The organism is uncultured Draconibacterium sp. (assembly GCF_913063105.1).
Lineage (GTDB): Bacteria > Bacteroidota > Bacteroidia > Bacteroidales > Prolixibacteraceae > Draconibacterium.
Genome location: NZ_CAJXYQ010000011.1, coordinates 12,077 through 31,584 on the forward strand (window position 1 = coordinate 12,077; position 19,508 = coordinate 31,584).

The window sequence follows — 19,508 nt, forward strand, 5'->3', positions numbered from 1 at the left end:
CTATTTATTATTTTGTTTTAGCGGTATTTGCACATTAAACGAGTGCAACACACCATTTTCATCTTTTGTATCAGCAGCACATAATAAAGCTAAAGGCTTCCCGTCTTCGATGTACAATTGCGGGCGCTCAAGATGAGAGACATACTGTGTTTCGCCATTTTCCCATTCAATTTTCAAGGTAGAAACCAAGGGGTTTTTCGCCAGATTCCAGTCAAAACCATCTTCTGAGTCGAATAAAACCAATGACCGGCCAGCATTGGTAAAAGCGCCGTGCATGTCTTTTACAATGGCACGGTATTTCCCATCCTGGTACCAGATAAACGGATCTTCGGCCGGAAAATCGTGCCCCTCGGCCTGGAATACAGGCTTATCGTATTTTTCGAATGGCCCCGTTGGGCTATCGGAGGTTGCCACACAATGTACTACCGGGCCACCCCAGATGCCGGGTTTCTTTTTACCAACAGCTTTATAAACCATAAGGTAGCCCCCATCAGGCCGCTGCGTAACCGATGGATTGCTGGTCAATAAGGCATCCAGTGCTGCACTATCGGGGCTAACATCAACCAACGGTTTATCGAAACGTTTCCACGGACCGTTAGGAGTATCGGCAACAGCTACGCCAATGCGCTGATTATTCCGGTGAACCGGATTCAACTGAATCTTTCCCGGCCTGCTGTATATTTTCCCATCGCCGGTATTGCCCATGTAGTAGAGGTAGTATTTCCCATCGAATTTATGAATGGTTGGATTGTGCGTACATAGTCCATCCCAGTATTCGGCACCGCGAATAGGTAGAGCAACCTCTACATGCTTAAAGGGTCCAAACGGACTTTCGGCAACAGCATGGGCTATTTCAGAATGTGTTTCCCAAACCCAGCCCAGCTCCTTTTTCCAACGCGAGTAAAACATGTGGTATAAACCATCTTCGCCTTTTATAAGCGAACCTCCCCAAATGCTGATGGTGTCGTTAATAAATTTTGCTGTTGAGGGTACTTTCTCAAATTCAATTTTTAAATCAGCTTTTTTGCCACCCAGCAGTTCACCTGATTTTTGCTTGTTTTGCTTACCCGCACATGCTGCTAATAATAAAACAGCCGCCATTATAAATAGCAAGTTTCTTTTCATTTTGATTTTGTTTTAACAAGTTGTGACCAATTACTTTCTTCGCCTCCAAGGGTTCTTTTCATTTTAAAATAAAGCTCTTTTTCTCCATTCAAATCAATTGACACCATGCCTCTTACATTAGAGCTAAAAGTTTTGTCTAACTGATCTTTTGAAGTTCCATATTTTATGGTGTAAATACCATCAGCAAAATCGCTTGAATAGCCAATTACCAGTTTGTTATCGGTGATAAAAGAATCCCAGATAATTGGTGGTAAAGGTTTATTTACAATGGCTGTTTTTGCCATATCAGAGGGCTTGCTTTGCCCTTTATCGTTTAGGGCAAATAGTTTAACGCGATATGTTTTTCCTTCTTCTAAACCAGTAACATCAATATAGTTTGAAATTGTTTTGTACGACTCTTGTTCTTTTTCACCATCGGCTGAATAACGCACAAAGTATTCGCTTGCATTGGGCACATGCCCGAAAAGCACCCGCACAGCGCTTTTGCCGGGAATAAGTGCTGTAATTTTAGGAGTAATGGCGTTTTTGAACGATATGGTTTTATCGAGGCGCGAATAATTTGTTGGCGTTACAAGGCTTATGGTTAGGTCGAGTACATCGGCAGGTAAATTTTCCCAGGTGATTGTACCGTTCCATTGCTTGTCGGCAGGTTTTAAATCGGGTAATTCTTTTGCGTTCTCAAAAACAGTCTCGCCCCGGCTGTTTGTAAACTGATACACCAGTTTATAATTGCGCATGGCGTGGCTCGGATAATCACTTTCGCTACGAATTGGCAGACGAATATCAGCCGAATTTTTATCAAAATCGATGTTTGAAATTTCAATATCCAGAACAGGCGCATGTTCCTGCTTTATGCGCTTGAATAAACGGCGTTTTTGTCGCCAGGTAGTAATAACGCCCCAAACACGGTTTTCTTCGGCTGTTGTTCCGGCATAAGCGCTTCGGTAATCGTTAAAGGTCCACATGGATGTTCCGATTACAAACTCATTTTTATGTCTGAAATGATTGGTCCACTCTGAGAATATTTCTTTATCGGCATCTAAAGCTGTTGATGGCCACGGATCGAAACCAAATTCGGAAATAAAAACCGGTTTTTCGGGCCACTTCGTTCTTAACGCATTAAGTATGTCCTGTGGTTTGCCCTGCCAGCCATACATATTGTGCATAATCAAATCAACAAAAGTATTGGGGTCGGTTTCCGGTGTATATTCTTCTTTTTGCCCCGAGTTGCTCACACAGGTTACCAAACGATATGGGTCTAATTCCGTTTTTACATAATCGATGGCGGCTTCGCCGTATTCAAAATGATTATTCAACTCATTACCAACACTCCAGCCAATAATACTTGGGTGATTAATGTCGCGTTCAATCATCCCTTTTAACCAATATTTGGCAAGAAAATAGTTTTTATCCGTCATTTCCATGCCATGCTTTTCTGTCAGCATAACATAAGGCTCGTCAAACATCAAAATTTCTTCATCTTCCGGTTTTAATTGAATTCCTTTTTCTTTTTCAAGTTTCGCCAGTGGATAATAATTTGCACGAAACTCATCGTTATCCAAATCCCGAACATTAACCTCTTCAAAAAGCATAATTCCTTTTTTATCGCATAAGTCAATCAACTTTTCGTTTTGAGTGCCGTGCATAATCCGCATAAAGTTGGCTCCTGCTTCTTTCATTAAATCCACATCTTCTTCCAGTACCTCCAGTGGCTCAGAAGATCCCCAGAAACGGCTCTCGCTTACCCGGTTAAAACCGGCTAAACGAACAGGCTCGCCATTCAGCAACATTTTAGAATCTGTCAGTTCAACTTTTCGGATTCCAAAATTGTCACTCCTATTATTTAATTTATTATTCTTCTCTGAGATTGTAGTATGAACTTGATACAGCTTAGGATTATCAAAATGCCATAATTCCACATTTTCAGCATTTAAAACAGTTTCAAGATGAATATCTTTTCGCGAATTAGGTTCAATCTCAACAGAACCCGCCAAGGCGCCAATTTCCTTTTCATCCAATAATTTAGAACTAACTGTAATGGTTCTTTTTTTGTCAGAGTTGTTTTCAACCCTCACCTTTAGTTTTATATTGGCTGTCCCTGTTTCCAGGTTGGGGTCGGCATGAATATATTGATAATCGATTCTAACATCTTTGTTTTTGCTTAGAGTAACATCCCGGATTATACCGCCCCAATTCCAGGTGGCACTAACAATTGCGCTGTTATCGGCTTCAACTGCAATAACATTTTTCCCCTTGAAATTTAGTTCATCCGTCACGTCAAATTCGAAAGGCGTAAATCCTCCCCTGTTTCTTCCAATAAACTTACCGTTGAGATAAACTTTTGCGAGATGATAAACACCACCAAATTTTAAATAGTACCTGTCGCTTGCATCTTTTTTCCAGTTTTTTGGAAGATGAATTGTTTTCCGATACCAACCTTTTCCGGTATAGTTCGAGTACTCATTAATCATTCCCCAGTGCCCCGGAACGCTTAAGTTGTGCCAATCAGAATCATCAAAATCGCTAAGAAAAACCTGGCGGGGTTCTTCTTTTGCATTTAAATACTTCTCTTTGGGAATTTCGCGAAACATTACCGCATCTGCAGCAACATCACCACTTACTATCGCTGTTACTTCAACATAATTATCATCGTTGCTATTAAATTCAAAAATGCCAAGGCTGTTCCATTCGCCACAAAACACCCGCTGATTAAAATATTTGGTTGAAATGCCTTTTGCGTGTTTCACGTTGTATTGAGCTGTCATGTGAGATACAAAGGGGTATTTTGTAAACACCTCGTAGTAACCCGTTTTTTCGAAATTAGGATAAAACCGAACATTAGAATCATCGTTCCTGTCTGCATTTTCAAGATCGGTTATGGAAAAATAATGTTGCAAATAGTTTTCACCGTGAAACTTTGAATTAACCGCACCGAAATCAGACGTGCTCCAATTGCCCTTAACTTGTACATTTTCATCAATGTTATCAATTACGATATCATTTTCGGTTTCACGGATATTCATGTAGTTGGAACCTTCGCCATAAATGGCGTAAAACTTCCAATGACCATTTAACGAAAGTTGCTCATCAATATGCTTATCCTCATTATTACATGAGCTTAAGAATACGATTACACTTAATGCAAAAATTACGAATCTATTCATCTTGTTTTGTTTTGTAATTACAATATCTGTTTACTTATTATTCCTCGGTTAGAACCACCAGCTTAGCTGAAACCACATAGGTATCATTATCCGAAACGTCTTCTCCAAACTTAATACTTAACGTATTTTCACCTTGTCTCAAAAGAGATACCGGAAGTTCCACTCTTTCTACTGCATTGTACTTTGTGATTCCCCTGGTATGTCTGTGGTCAAGAATTTTACCCAGAACTTCCCCATTAAAAGTAAATTCGGGTGAATCATTCATACCTTCATCCACTGCTAAAGCAATATCTACAAAGCACTTTAGAGCATTTGCTGAAGCTTCTTTTAAACTGAACTTCATTTCATAAGGTGTATTCTTCTGAACCTTAGCCAGGTATCCTTTTGCATAATAAGCCTCCTCCACCATTTTTGATGATGGCTCAGTATCACTGTTCAATTCAATTCTAACAATTATGGTCTCTTCTCCACTAATATTAATATCATTCAATGATGCAAGCGATTGGTAATTGGAATCAATAATCAGCTTACCACTGACGTTCTCACTATTATGTGGCTCCGGATATTCACCTTCCCATTTAAGGCGTTTTATTCCTGTGGCTGTTATGTCATCTGCATCTATGCCCTCAATCGTCACATCCAAATCGAGCGTAAACTCTCCAATGGTTTTACCATAGTGCGCCAGCAGATATATGAATTTCCCATCTCTTATGACCTCATAGTTACTGAAGGTTTTCTGAGCAGTCTTTTCTTCAAAATACAGCCTTTCTCCATTTACATCTTTAAAATATTCATAGAATTGTAAAAACGGGGTTGAGGTGTGGTTTTTATTATCGGGATCATTTTGCAAATTATAAACGGCCTGCCCCCTATTTGGCGCGTACCCATAATCACTGTGCGCTAGGATAAATGGTACTGCTAATTGTACCTCCGGCACATCCATATAGAGCATCATTTGCCGAATTACTGTAGTCATATATAAGAAAAATTTAAAGTCATTTTCCCAGGGCCCAAATTGGGGTGTAATGGATTGCCTTCCGTATTCTGAAATGATTACAGGTTTTGGGCCAACATCGTACAAGGTGTTCTGCACCGCCTGTAACATGTTCAGTTGACTCTCTAAAGTGCCAAAATCATAAACCGTTTCATTCCCGTTATACATTCCTTTAAATAAGCTGGGATGATTTTGTTTTTTGGTCATGTCATTACGATTCCCTTTGTAATTAATAGAATCATACGCCCAGTATCCTTTTGAGTATGTATGCAAATCGTACCCACTCAGTGCATTTTGAGTTGCGGCTATAAAGTCAGCATAGAATTTCTGCCAGTCGCTCAAATCCTTCCCCGGAAAGGTCCACGCCCAGCAAGGGCCAAAAACGTGTACTTCTTTATGCTTTTTTTGTATAGAATTAGCCATAACCCTGTGAAACTCCCCGATATCAGTAATATTCCAGCTTTGTTTAGGCTCATTTTGTACTGTAAACCAAGTTGGCAAAGGTACATTATTTGATTCCAGTTCGTCCAGCCATGCATTGACTTGTAAGGCTGCTAACTCAAAATAGTTATTTTTTACTGCATCGTATACATCTCCGGATTCTCTCATCCAGGATGGATAAGTTTTTGAAATGCCTGCAATAGCCCATTTAAAATCCTGATTTGACCTAAATCCTTCCTCAAACGATTTGACGCGATCAAGAGTGACCTCTTTAACCTTTTTCTCAATAAGGTTCTTTTTTTTGTAATTTTTGTCTATAGCTGTTAAATGTGGCCCCAAACATCTTGTTGGTTTCATCATTTCCCATTTTGAATCTGTGTATCTGGTTCCGGTTAACGTGCCCATAGTGGTAAAATATTTTGACCTGTCAAGCCTGTTTTTAACAAATTCACCACTTCTCAGTTCTTTTTGTTGGTTTGGATATATAACAACTTCAGCATTGTCCTGGGCATGCAAGAATGAAGTACTCAATAGTGAGAAAAATAAAACAGTGTTTATCCAAATGTTAGTTATCTTTTTCATCTTATTAAAATTGTCTGTTTTTAAAGGTATAAGATGGAACTCGTCCCGACCAATCGGAACTCGTTTCATTTTAATTGAATTCTTAGGTTACAACAATGTCCACGGTGTACTCCATTAACGGTAATACCAAGAGCACCAAAAATGAATGTTGGCACACCATCTTCTACCAATAGTTGTGGCCGTTCTATCTTGTATTCCGTTCGTGTACCGTCTGTTTTTAAAATTTTACCCGGAACAACTAACGGATGTTTTGCCTGTACCCAATCGTAACCATTGTTTGATTCCATTAAAGCAATAGCTCCTGTGTCTCCGGTAAAACGTCCCTGAATGTCTGTCACCAAAGCATAATATAAGCCATCCTGGCTCCACACAAACGGGTCTTCAGCAATCATGTGCTCATCTTCAGAGCCCTTTAATTCAAAAATGGTTTCGTTATGCTTTTTAAAAGGCCCAAGCGGGTTCTCGGCAAAAGCCACCATATACCTCACCCGGTCTCCTTTTGAAACCTGCCATCCATCGGTGCTTTCCATATCTACTGGCTTCCAGCCTTTTTGTTTGCCAACCGCCTTGTATACCGCAAAAATACTTCCATCGGGAGCAATGTTAATGGCGGGGTTCGAGGTCATTAAAGCATCAGGTGCAGTTGGGTCGTCACTTACATCAATAACCGGTTTATCCAACCTGTTCCATGGGCCAGCCGGATTATCAGACCAGGCAACTCCTATTCGCTGACCATTCCTGTACATCCACCAGTCTTTATTTTTCATGGAAGTTGGCTGTTTGGCTTTTACCGATGATGTAGTGCCCATATAATACAGGTAATACTTGCCATCTTTTTTGAATACGGTTGGATTGTGTGTGGTTGTCCCATCCCAATACTCCTTACCACGTGCGGGTAAGGCAACACTTACATGCTTGTAGGGCCCCTCTGCTTTTTCGGCAACAGCATAGGCTATTTCCGAGTCGGTTGCCCAGCCAAAATGCCCCAATTCGTACTTCCACCGCGAATAATACATATGGTACTTGCCATCGTAACCTTTCACCACTGAGGCTCCCCAAATGTGGTAATCCGGGTCAATAAATTTATATTCCTCGGGAATGGGCTGAACCATTGCTCCAAGGTCTAAATCTTTTTTTTCCTGCGAACAAGCAGTAAAAACTCCCAAAAGTTGAACAAAAAGTAATATTACAATCTTTTGCATTTTATTTTAATTGATAAAATTCATTTTTATTATTTCAACAGTCATCATTTCTTAATCCTTTTGAAGTGGAATAACCACCGAAAACGAATCTTCGCATTCTTTTGGAAGAACTGCGATAATCAATGCCTTAGGCACACCATTTTCCATATAAAACTTAGGCATATCAGCCGTTCGTTGGCAAGAAGTTGAAGTACCATCGGTCCATTTAATTTCGCCGGCTTTAATGGCAAGGAAATTTTTGGCAGGTTTCCATTCCAAACCCATGTCGTCCGATTCAAACAGCATAGTTGAGCCATCGGGGTAATCACTCCAAACTCCGCGTGAGTCTTTAGCGATACAATAATAGTTTCCGTTGTGAAGCCATTCTAAATGGTCGTCGCAGGCAAACGAAGCTGTAGGGTGAGTTATAAATGGGATGCCCGTATCTTTAAAAGGCCCGAGAGGTGAACTCGATGTAGCCGTTACATGAATAACTTTTCCATTCTTGTGTTTTGGGTCGGCCTGAACGTATTTGTAGGCCATCAAAAACTTTCCATCGGTCCGTTTCGAAACGGTTGGTGTTGAGGTCATCCAACGATCACCGGTAACATCAATTAAGGGTTCATCGAAACGTTTCCAGGGGCCGTTTAAATCATCTGCAACAGCAACTCCAATGCGTTGGTTATTGCGGTTAACCCACCATTCTTTATCGTCTTTAATGGAAGGCATCCTGTCATTTGGAGTATTGTACCAGTAGCCACTTCCACGGTTACCCATGTGGTAGAGGTAATATTTGCCATCGTATTCAATTACGTGCGGATTGTGCGTACAATCGCCATCCCAGAACTCATTTCCCCGGGCTGGCAGCACCAAATTCTTAAATTTGTATGGTCCGGTTAAATGGTTAGAAACAGCATGTGCAATTTCTGAATGGGTTACCCAACCATGATGTCCACGGCTCTTTGGCCAACGCGAGTAAATGGCATGGTATTTTCCATCTTTTCCCTTTAGAATATTGGTTCCCCAAACATTATAATCTTCTTCCTGAATAATATTTTTTTTATCGAACTTTTCAGGAAGCAGCTCCTTAAAATTCAAATCATTTTGTGAGAAAACAGTACTGCTAACTGAGATTAACAATGTTATCAAAACCATAGATTGAACACTCTTCATCATTTTCATATCCGCATCAATTTTAATCTTTCTAATTATTCGCTAATAACAGGAATCTGAACATTCCATGAATGCAATACCCCATTGGCATCGCTTGTATCAGCAGCACAAAGCAGGGCAATTGGTTTACCATTTTCCATAAACAATTGAGGGCGCTCTAAATGTTTTAATTGAAGAACTTCGCCATTCTCTTTGGTTATTTGTAGCTTAGAAACCAAAGGTTGAGCTGCTAATTTCCAATCAAATCCATCTTCCGATTCAAACATAACCAGTGCCTGTCCGGCATCGGTAAATGCACCGTGCATGTCCTTTACAATAGCCCTGTATTTTCCGCCCTGGTACCAGATAGAAGGATCCTCTGCCGGGAACTCATGACCTTCGGCTGTAAATACCGGAAAATCATATTTCTTGAAAGGGCCCGTTGGGCTATCGGATGTAGCAACGCAATGCACAACCGGTCCACCCCAAATCTCTTTTGTCTTTTTTCCAACCGCTTTGTAAACCATTAAGTAACCACCATCTGGTCGTTTGGTAATTGATGGATTATTGGCCAACATGGCATCCAAGGCAGTTGTATCCTTACTTGCGTCAATTAAAGGAGTATCAAAGCGTTTCCATGGGCCATTGGCATTATCGGCCACAGCTACCCCAATACGTTGATTGTTTCGATGTGTCCAGTTGTACACAATTTTACCGGGAACACATGGATTTACCCCATCGCCAGTGTTACCCATGTAATACAAATAATACTTTCCATCGAATTTATGAATTGTGGGATTATGGGTACACAAACCATCCCAGTATTCAGCTCCTCGTGCCGGAAGTATTACGTCTTTATGTACAAACGGGCCAAAAGGCGATTCAGAAACAGCATGTGCTATTTCGGAATGAGTCACCCATGCCCAGCCCAGGTCTTTTTTCCAGCGAGAATAATACATATGGTATAATCCATCTTCTCCCTTAATCAGCGAACCTCCCCAAATGGTTAGTGAATCGCCACCACTAAAAATCGATTCCGGGGCAACTTTCCCCAGTTCAAATTTAAATTCAGTTGTTTCTTTTTCTGAATTGCAGGAGAAAAGTGTAATGATTATTAAAACTGCTATTAAGCTCTTCATATTCTTTTTTATTTTCAATTTTTTTTATTTATCACAGCGTTTATTTCGCCTTCAAATCAAATCCATTCAATCCGATGGTTCCTTTATTTTCTTCGGAACTAAAAACAATTTTTACAGATTGTCCTTTTGTTGCTTTAAACTCAAGTAACGAAAATCCTTTTGCCGCTTTGTTCGACCCTCCATCGCCACGATTTCCGCCACCGGCAGTGGATATTTGTATTTTTCGGCCATATGTTGGCTGATAATCTGATTTAACGATTTGAACTTCGCTATTTGCATCACTTACCTCAATTTTTAGAACCGGAGCCTCATCTTTTTCACCCGTTAAACGGTGATGCCAGCTTTTCAAACTGTATTCTCCTTCAGGAAGATTGTTGAAGGTTAGCATTATTTTACCTGGTGCATTTATTTCTACACCATCTTCAATCATAAAACTTAAATCGCCTGGCACACCCCAGGTGTGGGTCCATTTTAGGCTATCACCTACAGATTCGATGCTCACATTTATCTTGTTTTTATCTTCTACAATAAAGGACTGCTTAGCATTACCTTTATCCGACCAACTCCAGGCTACAAACTGATCCTGAACGTGCTGTTCGGGATTACCTAAATCTATTCTTAATCTAAGAACGTCTCTGATGGGCTTAGCATTTTGTAAAACATGGTTGCTGGTCCATGCTTTGCTGCTGATAACAGCATTTCCATTTTTCAGTCCTTTGGCGCTGGCTATAAGATTAATCTCCCCGGCTTCAGTACCCATTCTAACTAAAACAGGTGCTATTCCATTTTCCCACTTCACAGGGTTGGAACCAATATCTTCACCCCCAACAATACTTGCAGACCCCGATACTTCGAAACTTACCTCCGGGTTATAATCTACTACGGTGGTTCCGTTTTTATCACAAATGCGGGCAAATGCAAGTGCTATGCTCGACCCGTCGGCATATAAAGGTTGACAATCTTTATCAAATTCCAATTCTATATGGTGTGCTTCACCAGGCTTTTTTAGTGAGTGTTCAGCAACAATTTTGTTGTTTATATAACCTTTGGCGGTAATTGTTCCCGATTCCCAGGTGGAGTCAAAAACAAAAGCAGGAGAATTTAGATGAGCAACTTCAGGTGCATGGCACGGTTTAAGCCGGGCAATGGATTTCCCCTCAATCAATAACTCAACTTCATCGCAATTACTAAATACGATAATAGTAGAATCGTTTTGTGCACGATGATCCGGAATATGCACCATAGGTTCGGTGGTCATTTCCGATTTCATCCACCAATAAACAGGTTTTGGTAGTCGGAAGATATCCCAGGCCGCAGCACTCCAGCGCGACAGGTTTGGATATTGCTCACCTCTTTTTATAAATGAATAACTATCGTGGGCACTCCAAAGCGTAAGCCCGATTAAATCCGGATCGGCTTTGTAACGCGATACAATTTTTTGGTTGCCCCATGTATCTTCCGAACCACTGTGTTCCATGGCAAACAGGAATTGATCTTTCGGACGACGCGCCCCGCGATAATCCATTACTGCATAAAGATCGGTTACTCCTGCATGCTGAGGCCCCGTCCAAAGAGTACCATTGTTCATGGTGATACGGGTTGGGTCTTCTTCTTTTGCAGCATATTGTAAACGTTGAACAGGTCCACGGTGATTAATACCGGCTCCCCATCCCCAAGCTGAGGGGTGATTTCGGTGATTTCGAATTGTGCGCCTAAAAGATTCTTCCAATCTGTCCATCCAAATTTCAGGACCAAACTCAATCCATGTAGGCGGTTCTTCGCAAACCAGAATTCCCAGTTTATCGCAGGCGTCAAAGAATGCATTATCGTGCGGGTAGTGTGCCAGGCGAACCACATTCATTCCACTGGCCTTAAACTTATAGGCATCTGCCCAATGCAAGTTATCAGGAACTGCATCGCCTACATAAGGGAATTGTTGATGACGATTGGCACCAACCAGTTCTACAGGCTTACCATTCATGCAAAATCCTACTCCCGGTCGCATTTCAAACCACCTTAAACCTAATGGGTTTTCTACCATATCCACCACTTTTCCCTCATACAGAATCTGCGTATTCACCCGATATAAGTATGGATCATCAAATTCCCAAAGACGCATATTTTCGGTAATTCCTCCGGTTTGTATAAAGGTATGTTCTCGCCCCGGATCGATACTTGCTTTTTTATGAAGTTTAAGAACAACTATATTGTCTTTGTCAATTACCCGTGTTACAACCTCGCATTTTTTACTCTTTTCACCGGCATTGCGAACTGTAGTTCGAACTGAAACGGTCGCATTTCTGAGATTAACCGTTGGCGTGGTAATAAAAACACCAGCTTCTCTTTTCTCCCATGGGAAGGTAACGTAAAGGGGGTCGGTTACCACCAAAAATACATCACGGTACAATCCACCAAAAAGCACATAATCCCAGCGGTCACCGTCTGGTGGAATTTGGTCTGTTTTTCTGTTGTCGAGCTTGATGGAAACTTTATTTTCACCATTAATGTTTATCAGGTCGGTAATATCAAAATGAAACGGGGTATAGCCACTAATGGCATGTGCCCCTGCTTTTTTGCCGTTTACCCAAACTTCTGTTAACTGATGAGCCCCCTCAAATTCGAGGAAAACTCTTTGGCCGGGTTTGGCATTTACATCAATAGAGCGACGATACCAGCATATGTCGCGATGGAAGGTTTCCTGGGTGTTGTCATCGGTACAGTCGTCTAAATTAACAGAAGTTAACTGGTAGGTATGAGGCAGGTTCACATTCGCCCATTCGTTATCGTTGAATTGGCTTGCTGAGGCTTGATTACCTGCATCGCCTTTAAAGTATTTCCAATCCTGATTAAGAGATTGAACTTTTCTTCCCGTAGAAGGAACACCTTCGGGAAAATTTTGGCCTGTAGCGCTAAATTCAATTATAAAGAAGAAACACAACAGAATATGAAATGATTTCTTATGTAATGTTCTGATAGAAGAGCTGTTGTAAGGTTTCATGTTGAATATTTTTCATTTAGATTTAAGTTCTTACTATTTTTTCATTTTTGTTAAAGCAATTGCAGTTAATCCTTAGTCTTTTTATCAAGTTCTTTTATGATTAGCGGAATTTGGACATTTCGTAATATTTCCCTTCCGTCGTCAGTATAGGTAAGTGCAGCACAAAGTATAGCTGTTGGTTTCCCGTCTTCAATGTATATCTGTGGTCGTTCCAGAAAGTCAACTTGTTTAATACCTTTGTCTTCCCATTTTATTTGAAGTTTTGATGCCAAAGGATTCGTACTGTCAAGTTTCCAATCATATCCATCTTTCGACTCAAAATACACCAATGATTTTCCGGCTTCGATGAAGGCTCCATGCATATCTTTTACAATGGCACGGTATTTTCCGCCATAATAAAATATAAAAGGATCTTCAGCGGGGAAATCATGCCCCTCTGCAGTAAATACTGGCAAATCGTGCTTTTTAAAAGGGCCGGTAGGGCTATCGGAAGTAGCTACACAATGTACCACCGGGCCTCCGGCAATGCCTTTTCTTTTCTTACCGGCGGCTTTATACACCATTAAATACCCACCATCCGGACGCAGCGTAACCGAAGGGTTGCTAACCAGTAATGCATCGTGTGCTGTGCTATCCGGACTGACATCAATCAATGGTTCATCGAAACGTTCCCATGGCCCGTTAGGATTGGTAGCAACGGCAACGCCAATGCGCTGGTTATTTCTATGTACCCAGTTTATTGTTGGTTTAGTAGGGGTCGATGGTTTTTTCTCATCGCCCGTATTCCCCATGTAATACAAGTAATATCTGCCATTGAATTCATGAATGGTAGGGTTATGCGTACACATTCCATCCCAAAAATCAGCACCCCTGGCAGGCAGCGTAACATCTCTATGCTGAAAGGGACCATAAGGCGATTCAGATACAGCATGGGCAATTTCAGAGTCCGTTGTCCAATGAGCGGAATGCGATTTTGGCCATCGTGAGTAATACATGTGGTAAAGCCCATCGTTTCCCTTTGTCAATGATGCCCCCCAAATATGAAAGCTATCCGATTCAAAAACCGCCGAACTCGGAGCTGTTCCAAATTCGATGACAAGCTCTTTATTTGATTGACATGATAACAATCCAACGAATAAAATAATAAGTGTTATTAACCTTGCCATTATTCTACTTCTTTTGTAATAATTAAAGGTATTTGCACATTAAACGATTGACGAATGTTATTCTCGTCATATACATCAGCGGCACAGATAAGCGCGATTGGTTCGCCATCTTCCATTAATACCTGTGGACGCTCCAAATGGTCGTATTGTACAACCCTACCATCTTCCCAGGTAAGTATTCGGTCCGAAATATGGAAATATTTACCTCTTTCCCAGTGGATACCATCAAATGAATCGTAGTGTACCAAAGAGAATACTCGTTTATGGTCAATGTGTTCAATTCGTTTTACAATGGCTCGGTATTTTCCATCCTGGTACCAGATGTAAGGGTCTTCGGCTGGGAAACGTTCTCCTTCGAAAGTAAAAACAGGGTCTGGAAATTTTTTAAAAGGCCCGGTTGGATTATCTGCAATGGCTACCATGTGAACAACAGGCCCTCCTGCAGGCAAAGGAAACTTTTTACCTACTGCTTTATATACCATAAGTATTTTCCCATCTGGCATTTTACAAACTGATGGATTATTGGTCACTAAGGCATCGTGTGCCGTTGAATCGCCATGGGTAACATCCAGTACAGGTTTATCAAAACGTTTCCATGGGCCACAAGGGTTTTCGGCAACTGCCACACCAATACGTTGGTTGTTGCGGTGCATCCAGTTAATTTTTGCTTTACCAGGCACACTTACAATCTTCTTATCGCCAAAGTTGCCCATGTAGTATAAATAATATTTTCCTTTGATTTTATGAACTGTTGGATTATGGGTTGCTGAGCCATCCCAGAATTTTGAACCACGTTCCGGAAGTGCTATGTCAACGTGTTGATAAGGACCAAAAGGTGAGCTTGAAGTAGCATGGGCAATTATCGAATAGTTTGCCCACTCCCATCCAATATGTTTTGGCCAGCGTGAATAAAGCATGTGATACAACCCATCATTGCCTTTTATGACTGAGCCTCCCCAAAAACTTGCAGTGTCGGCTCCATCGAAACGAGAGTGCTTGGCTACTTTCCCGAACTCAATTTTATAATTCTGAATGATTTTCTCTTGTTGTTGGCATGAACTAAATATCAAAGCAACTAACACCAGCATAAAAAACGTTCTCATTTCTTAATTTTTTTATTTATTCACTCTTTAATGGAATCACCAGAGAAAAAGAGTCTTCACTGTTCTTTGGCAATGCCGCAATAATCAATGCCTTTGGCTTACCATTTTCGTAATATAATTTGGGCATGTCTGCTGTACGTTGGGTTTTAGTCACTGTACCGTCGGTCCATTTTATTTCTCCGGGCAACATTACCAATGGATTTTTAGTAGGTTTCCAAACCAAGCCTTCGGCATCCGATTCGAAAAGTAAGGTTGCTTCTTTTGGATGTTCGGAATAATATCCCTGACAATCTTTTGCTATACACCAGTATTTCCCGTCGCCGGCCCACTCAATATGGTCGTCAGTTGCAAACTTTGCTGTTGGATGCGTTATGAAAGGAACCTTTGTTTCAACAAAGGGCCCTAGCGGATTATCCGATAAGGAAGTAACATGAATAACTTGCCCTCCTCTGTTGTCTCCTATATCAACAACGTATTTATAGGCCAATAATACCTTCCCGTCAGGTCTCACCGATGCCACCGGTGTTAAAGTTATCACTTGTCCTTCGGAATTAATGTTGGCTTTATCGAATTTATCGGGTAGCAATTCTTTAAAGTTTAATTCGTTTTGAAAAAAACTTTGGGTGCAAACTATTGAAAATAACGATATTAAAACGGATACCCTACTCATGCGATTGATATAAAAGGTTAATTATTTTTTTACTTGAATTTCTGCCTCGTTTTCAAAACCTAAATAACCATAGCTTGCACTTAACTTTTCAATGTTATCTGGCACTATATATTTAGCAATAAATAAACCCGAATTTGGCTTACTTTCAAACACTTCGGTTTTTTCACCATTCAACAAAACCCAGCCTTTATCTTTTTCTTTTGCACTTTGGTTTAATGCAGCTTTTAATTCAATTATTATTGATTCCCCGGGTTTTGCTGTGGTGATTTCATTTTTATATGCTTCATCGAATATTTTTACATGTTGGCTTCCAAGAGTCGAAAAGGTTAGGCTGGCTTGCCATCCTCGATTAGAAACTCCCCAACCTTCTGTTGCGTAAGCGTTTTCACCAATTGCTTTTCCTTCATTTTTTCCTTCTACAGCTTCCATCTTTTCAATTATGGGAAACTGACTATCTAATGGAGAACCATCAAGCACTCCGCGTACTTTTCCGAGTTTTCCGTAGCCATGGGGGTGCGATTGAGGCCAACCGTATTCCACATCTTCCCAAAAGGCTCCAATTTCAACTCTTTCATCGCTTTTATTACTAAGATGTGTTCCGGCAGGATTTACTCCAAAAACAAAATCAACCTGCGCCCATCCAATCTTTCTAAGTTCCGGGTCGTTGAGTAAATGCGATACAGCAAACATTGAACCTGCCAATGCCGGAGCACCTCCCAATTCCTTTGTACGCGCATGAGCCCATTCAGTTTCCGAATGTTTTCGGTACATCCAAAAGTTATTGGTTTTTTGTTTCATGTGAATGGCCCATGCAGCTAATTTCTCTTTTGTACCTTCGGGAGCATGTTCAGGTGCAAGCATTAAAAAGTAAGCAAGAGCCTGTGGGGTTATGTGCTCTGCATTTCGTATCCACCACATGTGTCGTGAGTTATTAAAATCCCAGTTGGCTATAATATCTTTTGCTCCTTCCTGTGCCCATTCAAGGTATTTTTCAGCTTGTCCGCTTGCTTCATTCTTTTCACAGAAATACATAAAAATATTACGGAAAACCGACTGTCCAAAAGCGTTTCCCATTTCATTAAACTCCTGGAATCCCTCGTCCACCCATTTTGTACTGAAAGTCCAGTAACGCACTACTTTGTGCCTGTCATACGCTTCCCACTTCTCATTACAAACCGCACGGTATTTCTGGTATTTTTCTTCCGAAAGATAAGGTTTTAGAAATGAGTGGTAAGCCGCACAAACTGCTGCCAATTGGTCTAATGAGTTCCAATAATCATATTTCATACGTGGTTCTCCCCGGTAGCCAAGCGAGCCATGTCGGTTGGCAACATCACCATTATAGGTGTGGTATTTGTAAGCAAATTCGGCATGCCATAAAATAAGTTCAATCAAATCAGAAAGCTGTTCGTTATCCATTTCCTCAGTCCAGGTGTCAAACAAAGCAGGATTACTTGCATATTGCAAAATCTCAAAAATGGTTTCAAGTCCGTAAAAACCACCGTCACGAGTAGGCCCCCCGCCATAAACCTTGGTCATATCGTAATTGTCCAAATCTTCAAAACCACGGGCATCAATAAAAAAGCCATAGGCCATTTGGCTCGACTTTAGTTCCATAACATGGTCGCCAATTAAAAAGGGTACCGATTGCCCGTGACCTTCCACGTCAATGATATATTCTTCGTTTTCAGAAATCGGATTAAAAGCTGAAAACCATCCTTGAAAGTTTAGCACTTCCCCCTCGAATTCCACCTTTTTGGTGGTATTGTTTAGTATCCTGAACGGCGTATTATTTTCTGCGCCGTAACATACAAAACGTTTTGATTCCTTAAGATTATACCCCAACTGGTTTACATAGGGTGAGTAAACGTCTTTTTTGTTCTGGGCAACAGCACTTGATACAAATACCATGAAAATAAAAATGAATACAAATGGTCTCATTGGTTAATTCTTAGTTGGTTTCTATTTTTTTGAATTTACATTTTTTTTACGATGATATTTAGCCAAAGTTATTCCATCAGCTGTTATATCTTTTTGCAGTAAAGGGCCGACTCTAAAAGCCGGCCCTTATCTAACCAAACTATCTAACTATGCACATCCCTTAATAACCGGGATTTTGCACTAACTGATCGTTTACATCCATTTCTTTTTGAGGAATGGGCCAAAGGTAATTTTTGGAAGCATCGAAAGCACGTACCTGAATTACTTTAAACACATCATCCTGGTCGGCATAAACCGGATGCCCGTATTCGTTAATTGTTGGAATTCCCGGGTTAAACCATCTTTCCTGGAATTTTCGCCCTGGAAGTTTGCCTGGAATTACATGCTCCGCAATTTTCCATCTGCGTATATCAAATGTTCTCAAGCCTTCACCTGCCAACTCTATTTTACGCTCATTTCTAAGTACTTTTCTAAGTTCATCCTGAGAAAGTCCTGGTGTTACATCCGGCATGTCTGCTCTATTCCTTACCATGTTTATTGCATCATAAACCGATTGATCAATTTGATTTAACTCAATTTTGGCTTCGGCATATATTAAAAATACCTCTGCATATCGAATAAGTGAATAAGGCATATCCGTCCCGGTATATACCGGCATTTCATCAAAAGTCCTTTCATCGTTATTTTTCTTCCACAAGTAGCCGGTAAAGGTTGCATAAGGGTTGGTAACTTCCACGTTATTTACCCTGGCTCCTTTGTACACGGTCGTAGTACTATCAGGATGTGTTTCAAAACGATATTCCCTTATCCACGTACCTGGTACATAAAGACTACCTTTTAAGCGCGAATCACGGTTTTCATACGGATTGGCAGGATCATACAATGGAGATTCATCGATTGGCAAGCCATCTGTACATAAGTATGAATCAACTAACCATTTAGTAGGAACAGACAAACTCCACCCTTGTCCTTTACGGGAATTCATAATTACCGAATTTCTGTTCTTCATTACATCAATGTGAAATGAAAGTTTTAGAATAGCTTCTTTGTTATCTCTACCTTCATTCTGAAATAAATCGGTATAGCTCGGGTGCAATTCATAAACATCATCCATATCCATAACCATTTTTGCAGCGGTTGCGGCATCGTTATACATACCGTTAAACAATGCGATACGTGCTTTTAATGCCAATGCAGCTCCTTTGGTTATTCGTCCGTTGTCTTCTGAACCATATTCTTCCGGTAAAACAGATATACCATAATCTAAATCAGATAATAATAAATCAACAATCTGACTTTTAGGAGTTCTTGGAGTTTTTGATTCTTCAAGCGTTATCGTGCTTGTTATTAATGGAACATCACCAAACAGTTCGGTAAGATACATATATGACCAGGCTCTGATAAATTTAGCCTCGGCTTCGGCATTGTCGCAAACTGCGGCATCAATTGTTTCACGGGCCCTCTCCATATTTCCAATAATAAAGTTGGTCCGTTGAATTGTCCCATAATAGAATTGCCATGCCGTAGAATATAATGAACTTGTTGGAGTACCGTCACCCATTACCTCTGCACCAATTCCGTTTGCTCCGGCACGATTAAAACTTTCATCCGTGGCATCGCGAAAAAATAGTTCATTAGTTGAATATCCCCAATTCCATTTGTTATAATGCAAGCCATTGTATGCACCGTTTACTGCAATAATCAGCTCGTCCTCAGAGCCAGGGAAGGTAGCACTTGACGGAGCATCCAGAGGATACTTTTCAAGGTAATCTTCGCATGACATAAAACCTGTCATTACAATGATCAGTATGAATAATTTATATAATTTCATTTTTACTTAGTTTTAAATTAA

12 protein-coding genes are annotated in these 19,508 nt (G+C 40.6%); all 12 read right to left on the minus strand.

Features of this window, described 5'->3' with window-relative positions; genetic code table 11:
* On the minus strand, positions 1-1,125 hold the full coding sequence (locus QZ574_RS11850; protein WP_297089703.1) for a glycoside hydrolase family protein: 1,125 nt from the start codon (positions 1,123-1,125) through the stop codon (positions 1-3).
* Entirely contained in the window at positions 1,122-4,289 is a 3,168-nt protein-coding gene (locus tag QZ574_RS11855) for a glycoside hydrolase family 2 TIM barrel-domain containing protein (protein WP_297089705.1), read from the minus strand. Before QZ574_RS11855 ends, QZ574_RS11850 begins: the two co-directional genes overlap by 4 nt.
* A 37-nt stretch (positions 4,290-4,326) precedes the next feature.
* Positions 4,327-6,375, minus strand: a complete 2,049-nt coding sequence (locus QZ574_RS11860) for a hypothetical protein (protein ID WP_297089707.1) — start codon at positions 6,373-6,375, stop codon at positions 4,327-4,329.
* Positions 6,372-7,508 carry a glycoside hydrolase family protein gene (locus QZ574_RS11865; protein ID WP_297089709.1) on the minus strand — a complete coding sequence of 379 codons (1,137 nt, stop codon included), beginning with the start codon at positions 7,506-7,508 and terminating at the stop codon, positions 6,372-6,374. The genes QZ574_RS11860 and QZ574_RS11865 overlap by 4 nt, the downstream gene beginning before the upstream one ends.
* Before the next feature lie 51 nt (positions 7,509-7,559).
* A complete protein-coding gene (locus tag QZ574_RS11870; protein WP_297089710.1) occupies positions 7,560-8,669 on the minus strand; it encodes a glycoside hydrolase family protein in 1,110 nt (369 codons plus the stop codon).
* 26 nt (positions 8,670-8,695) lie between these two features.
* On the minus strand, positions 8,696-9,778 hold the full coding sequence (locus tag QZ574_RS11875) for a glycoside hydrolase family protein (protein ID WP_297089713.1): 1,083 nt from the start codon (positions 9,776-9,778) through the stop codon (positions 8,696-8,698).
* Positions 9,779-9,818: 40 nt separating this feature from the next.
* Complete coding sequence (locus tag QZ574_RS11880; RefSeq protein ID WP_297089715.1) at positions 9,819-12,776, minus strand: glycoside hydrolase family 2 TIM barrel-domain containing protein; 2,958 nt, start codon at positions 12,774-12,776, stop codon at positions 9,819-9,821.
* Positions 12,777-12,841: 65 nt separating this feature from the next.
* Positions 12,842-13,942: a hypothetical protein gene (locus QZ574_RS11885; RefSeq protein ID WP_297089717.1), complete on the minus strand. Its 1,101-nt coding sequence runs from the start codon at positions 13,940-13,942 to the stop codon at positions 12,842-12,844.
* Positions 13,942-15,045 carry a glycoside hydrolase family protein gene (locus QZ574_RS11890; protein ID WP_297089719.1) on the minus strand — a complete coding sequence of 368 codons (1,104 nt, stop codon included), beginning with the start codon at positions 15,043-15,045 and terminating at the stop codon, positions 13,942-13,944. Before QZ574_RS11890 ends, QZ574_RS11885 begins: the two co-directional genes overlap by 1 nt.
* Before the next feature lie 16 nt (positions 15,046-15,061).
* Positions 15,062-15,715 carry a hypothetical protein gene (locus QZ574_RS11895; RefSeq protein WP_297089721.1) on the minus strand — a complete coding sequence of 218 codons (654 nt, stop codon included), beginning with the start codon at positions 15,713-15,715 and terminating at the stop codon, positions 15,062-15,064.
* Between the two features lie 21 nt (positions 15,716-15,736).
* The gene (locus QZ574_RS11900) at positions 15,737-17,656 is read right to left on the minus strand and encodes a hypothetical protein (RefSeq protein WP_297089723.1); all 1,920 of its coding nucleotides are present in this window, start codon (positions 17,654-17,656) and stop codon (positions 15,737-15,739) included.
* Between the two features lie 160 nt (positions 17,657-17,816).
* Positions 17,817-19,487, minus strand: coding sequence for a RagB/SusD family nutrient uptake outer membrane protein (locus tag QZ574_RS11905; RefSeq protein WP_297089725.1), 1,671 nt, complete (start codon positions 19,485-19,487; stop codon positions 17,817-17,819).
* Positions 19,488-19,508: the final 21 nt, after the last annotated feature.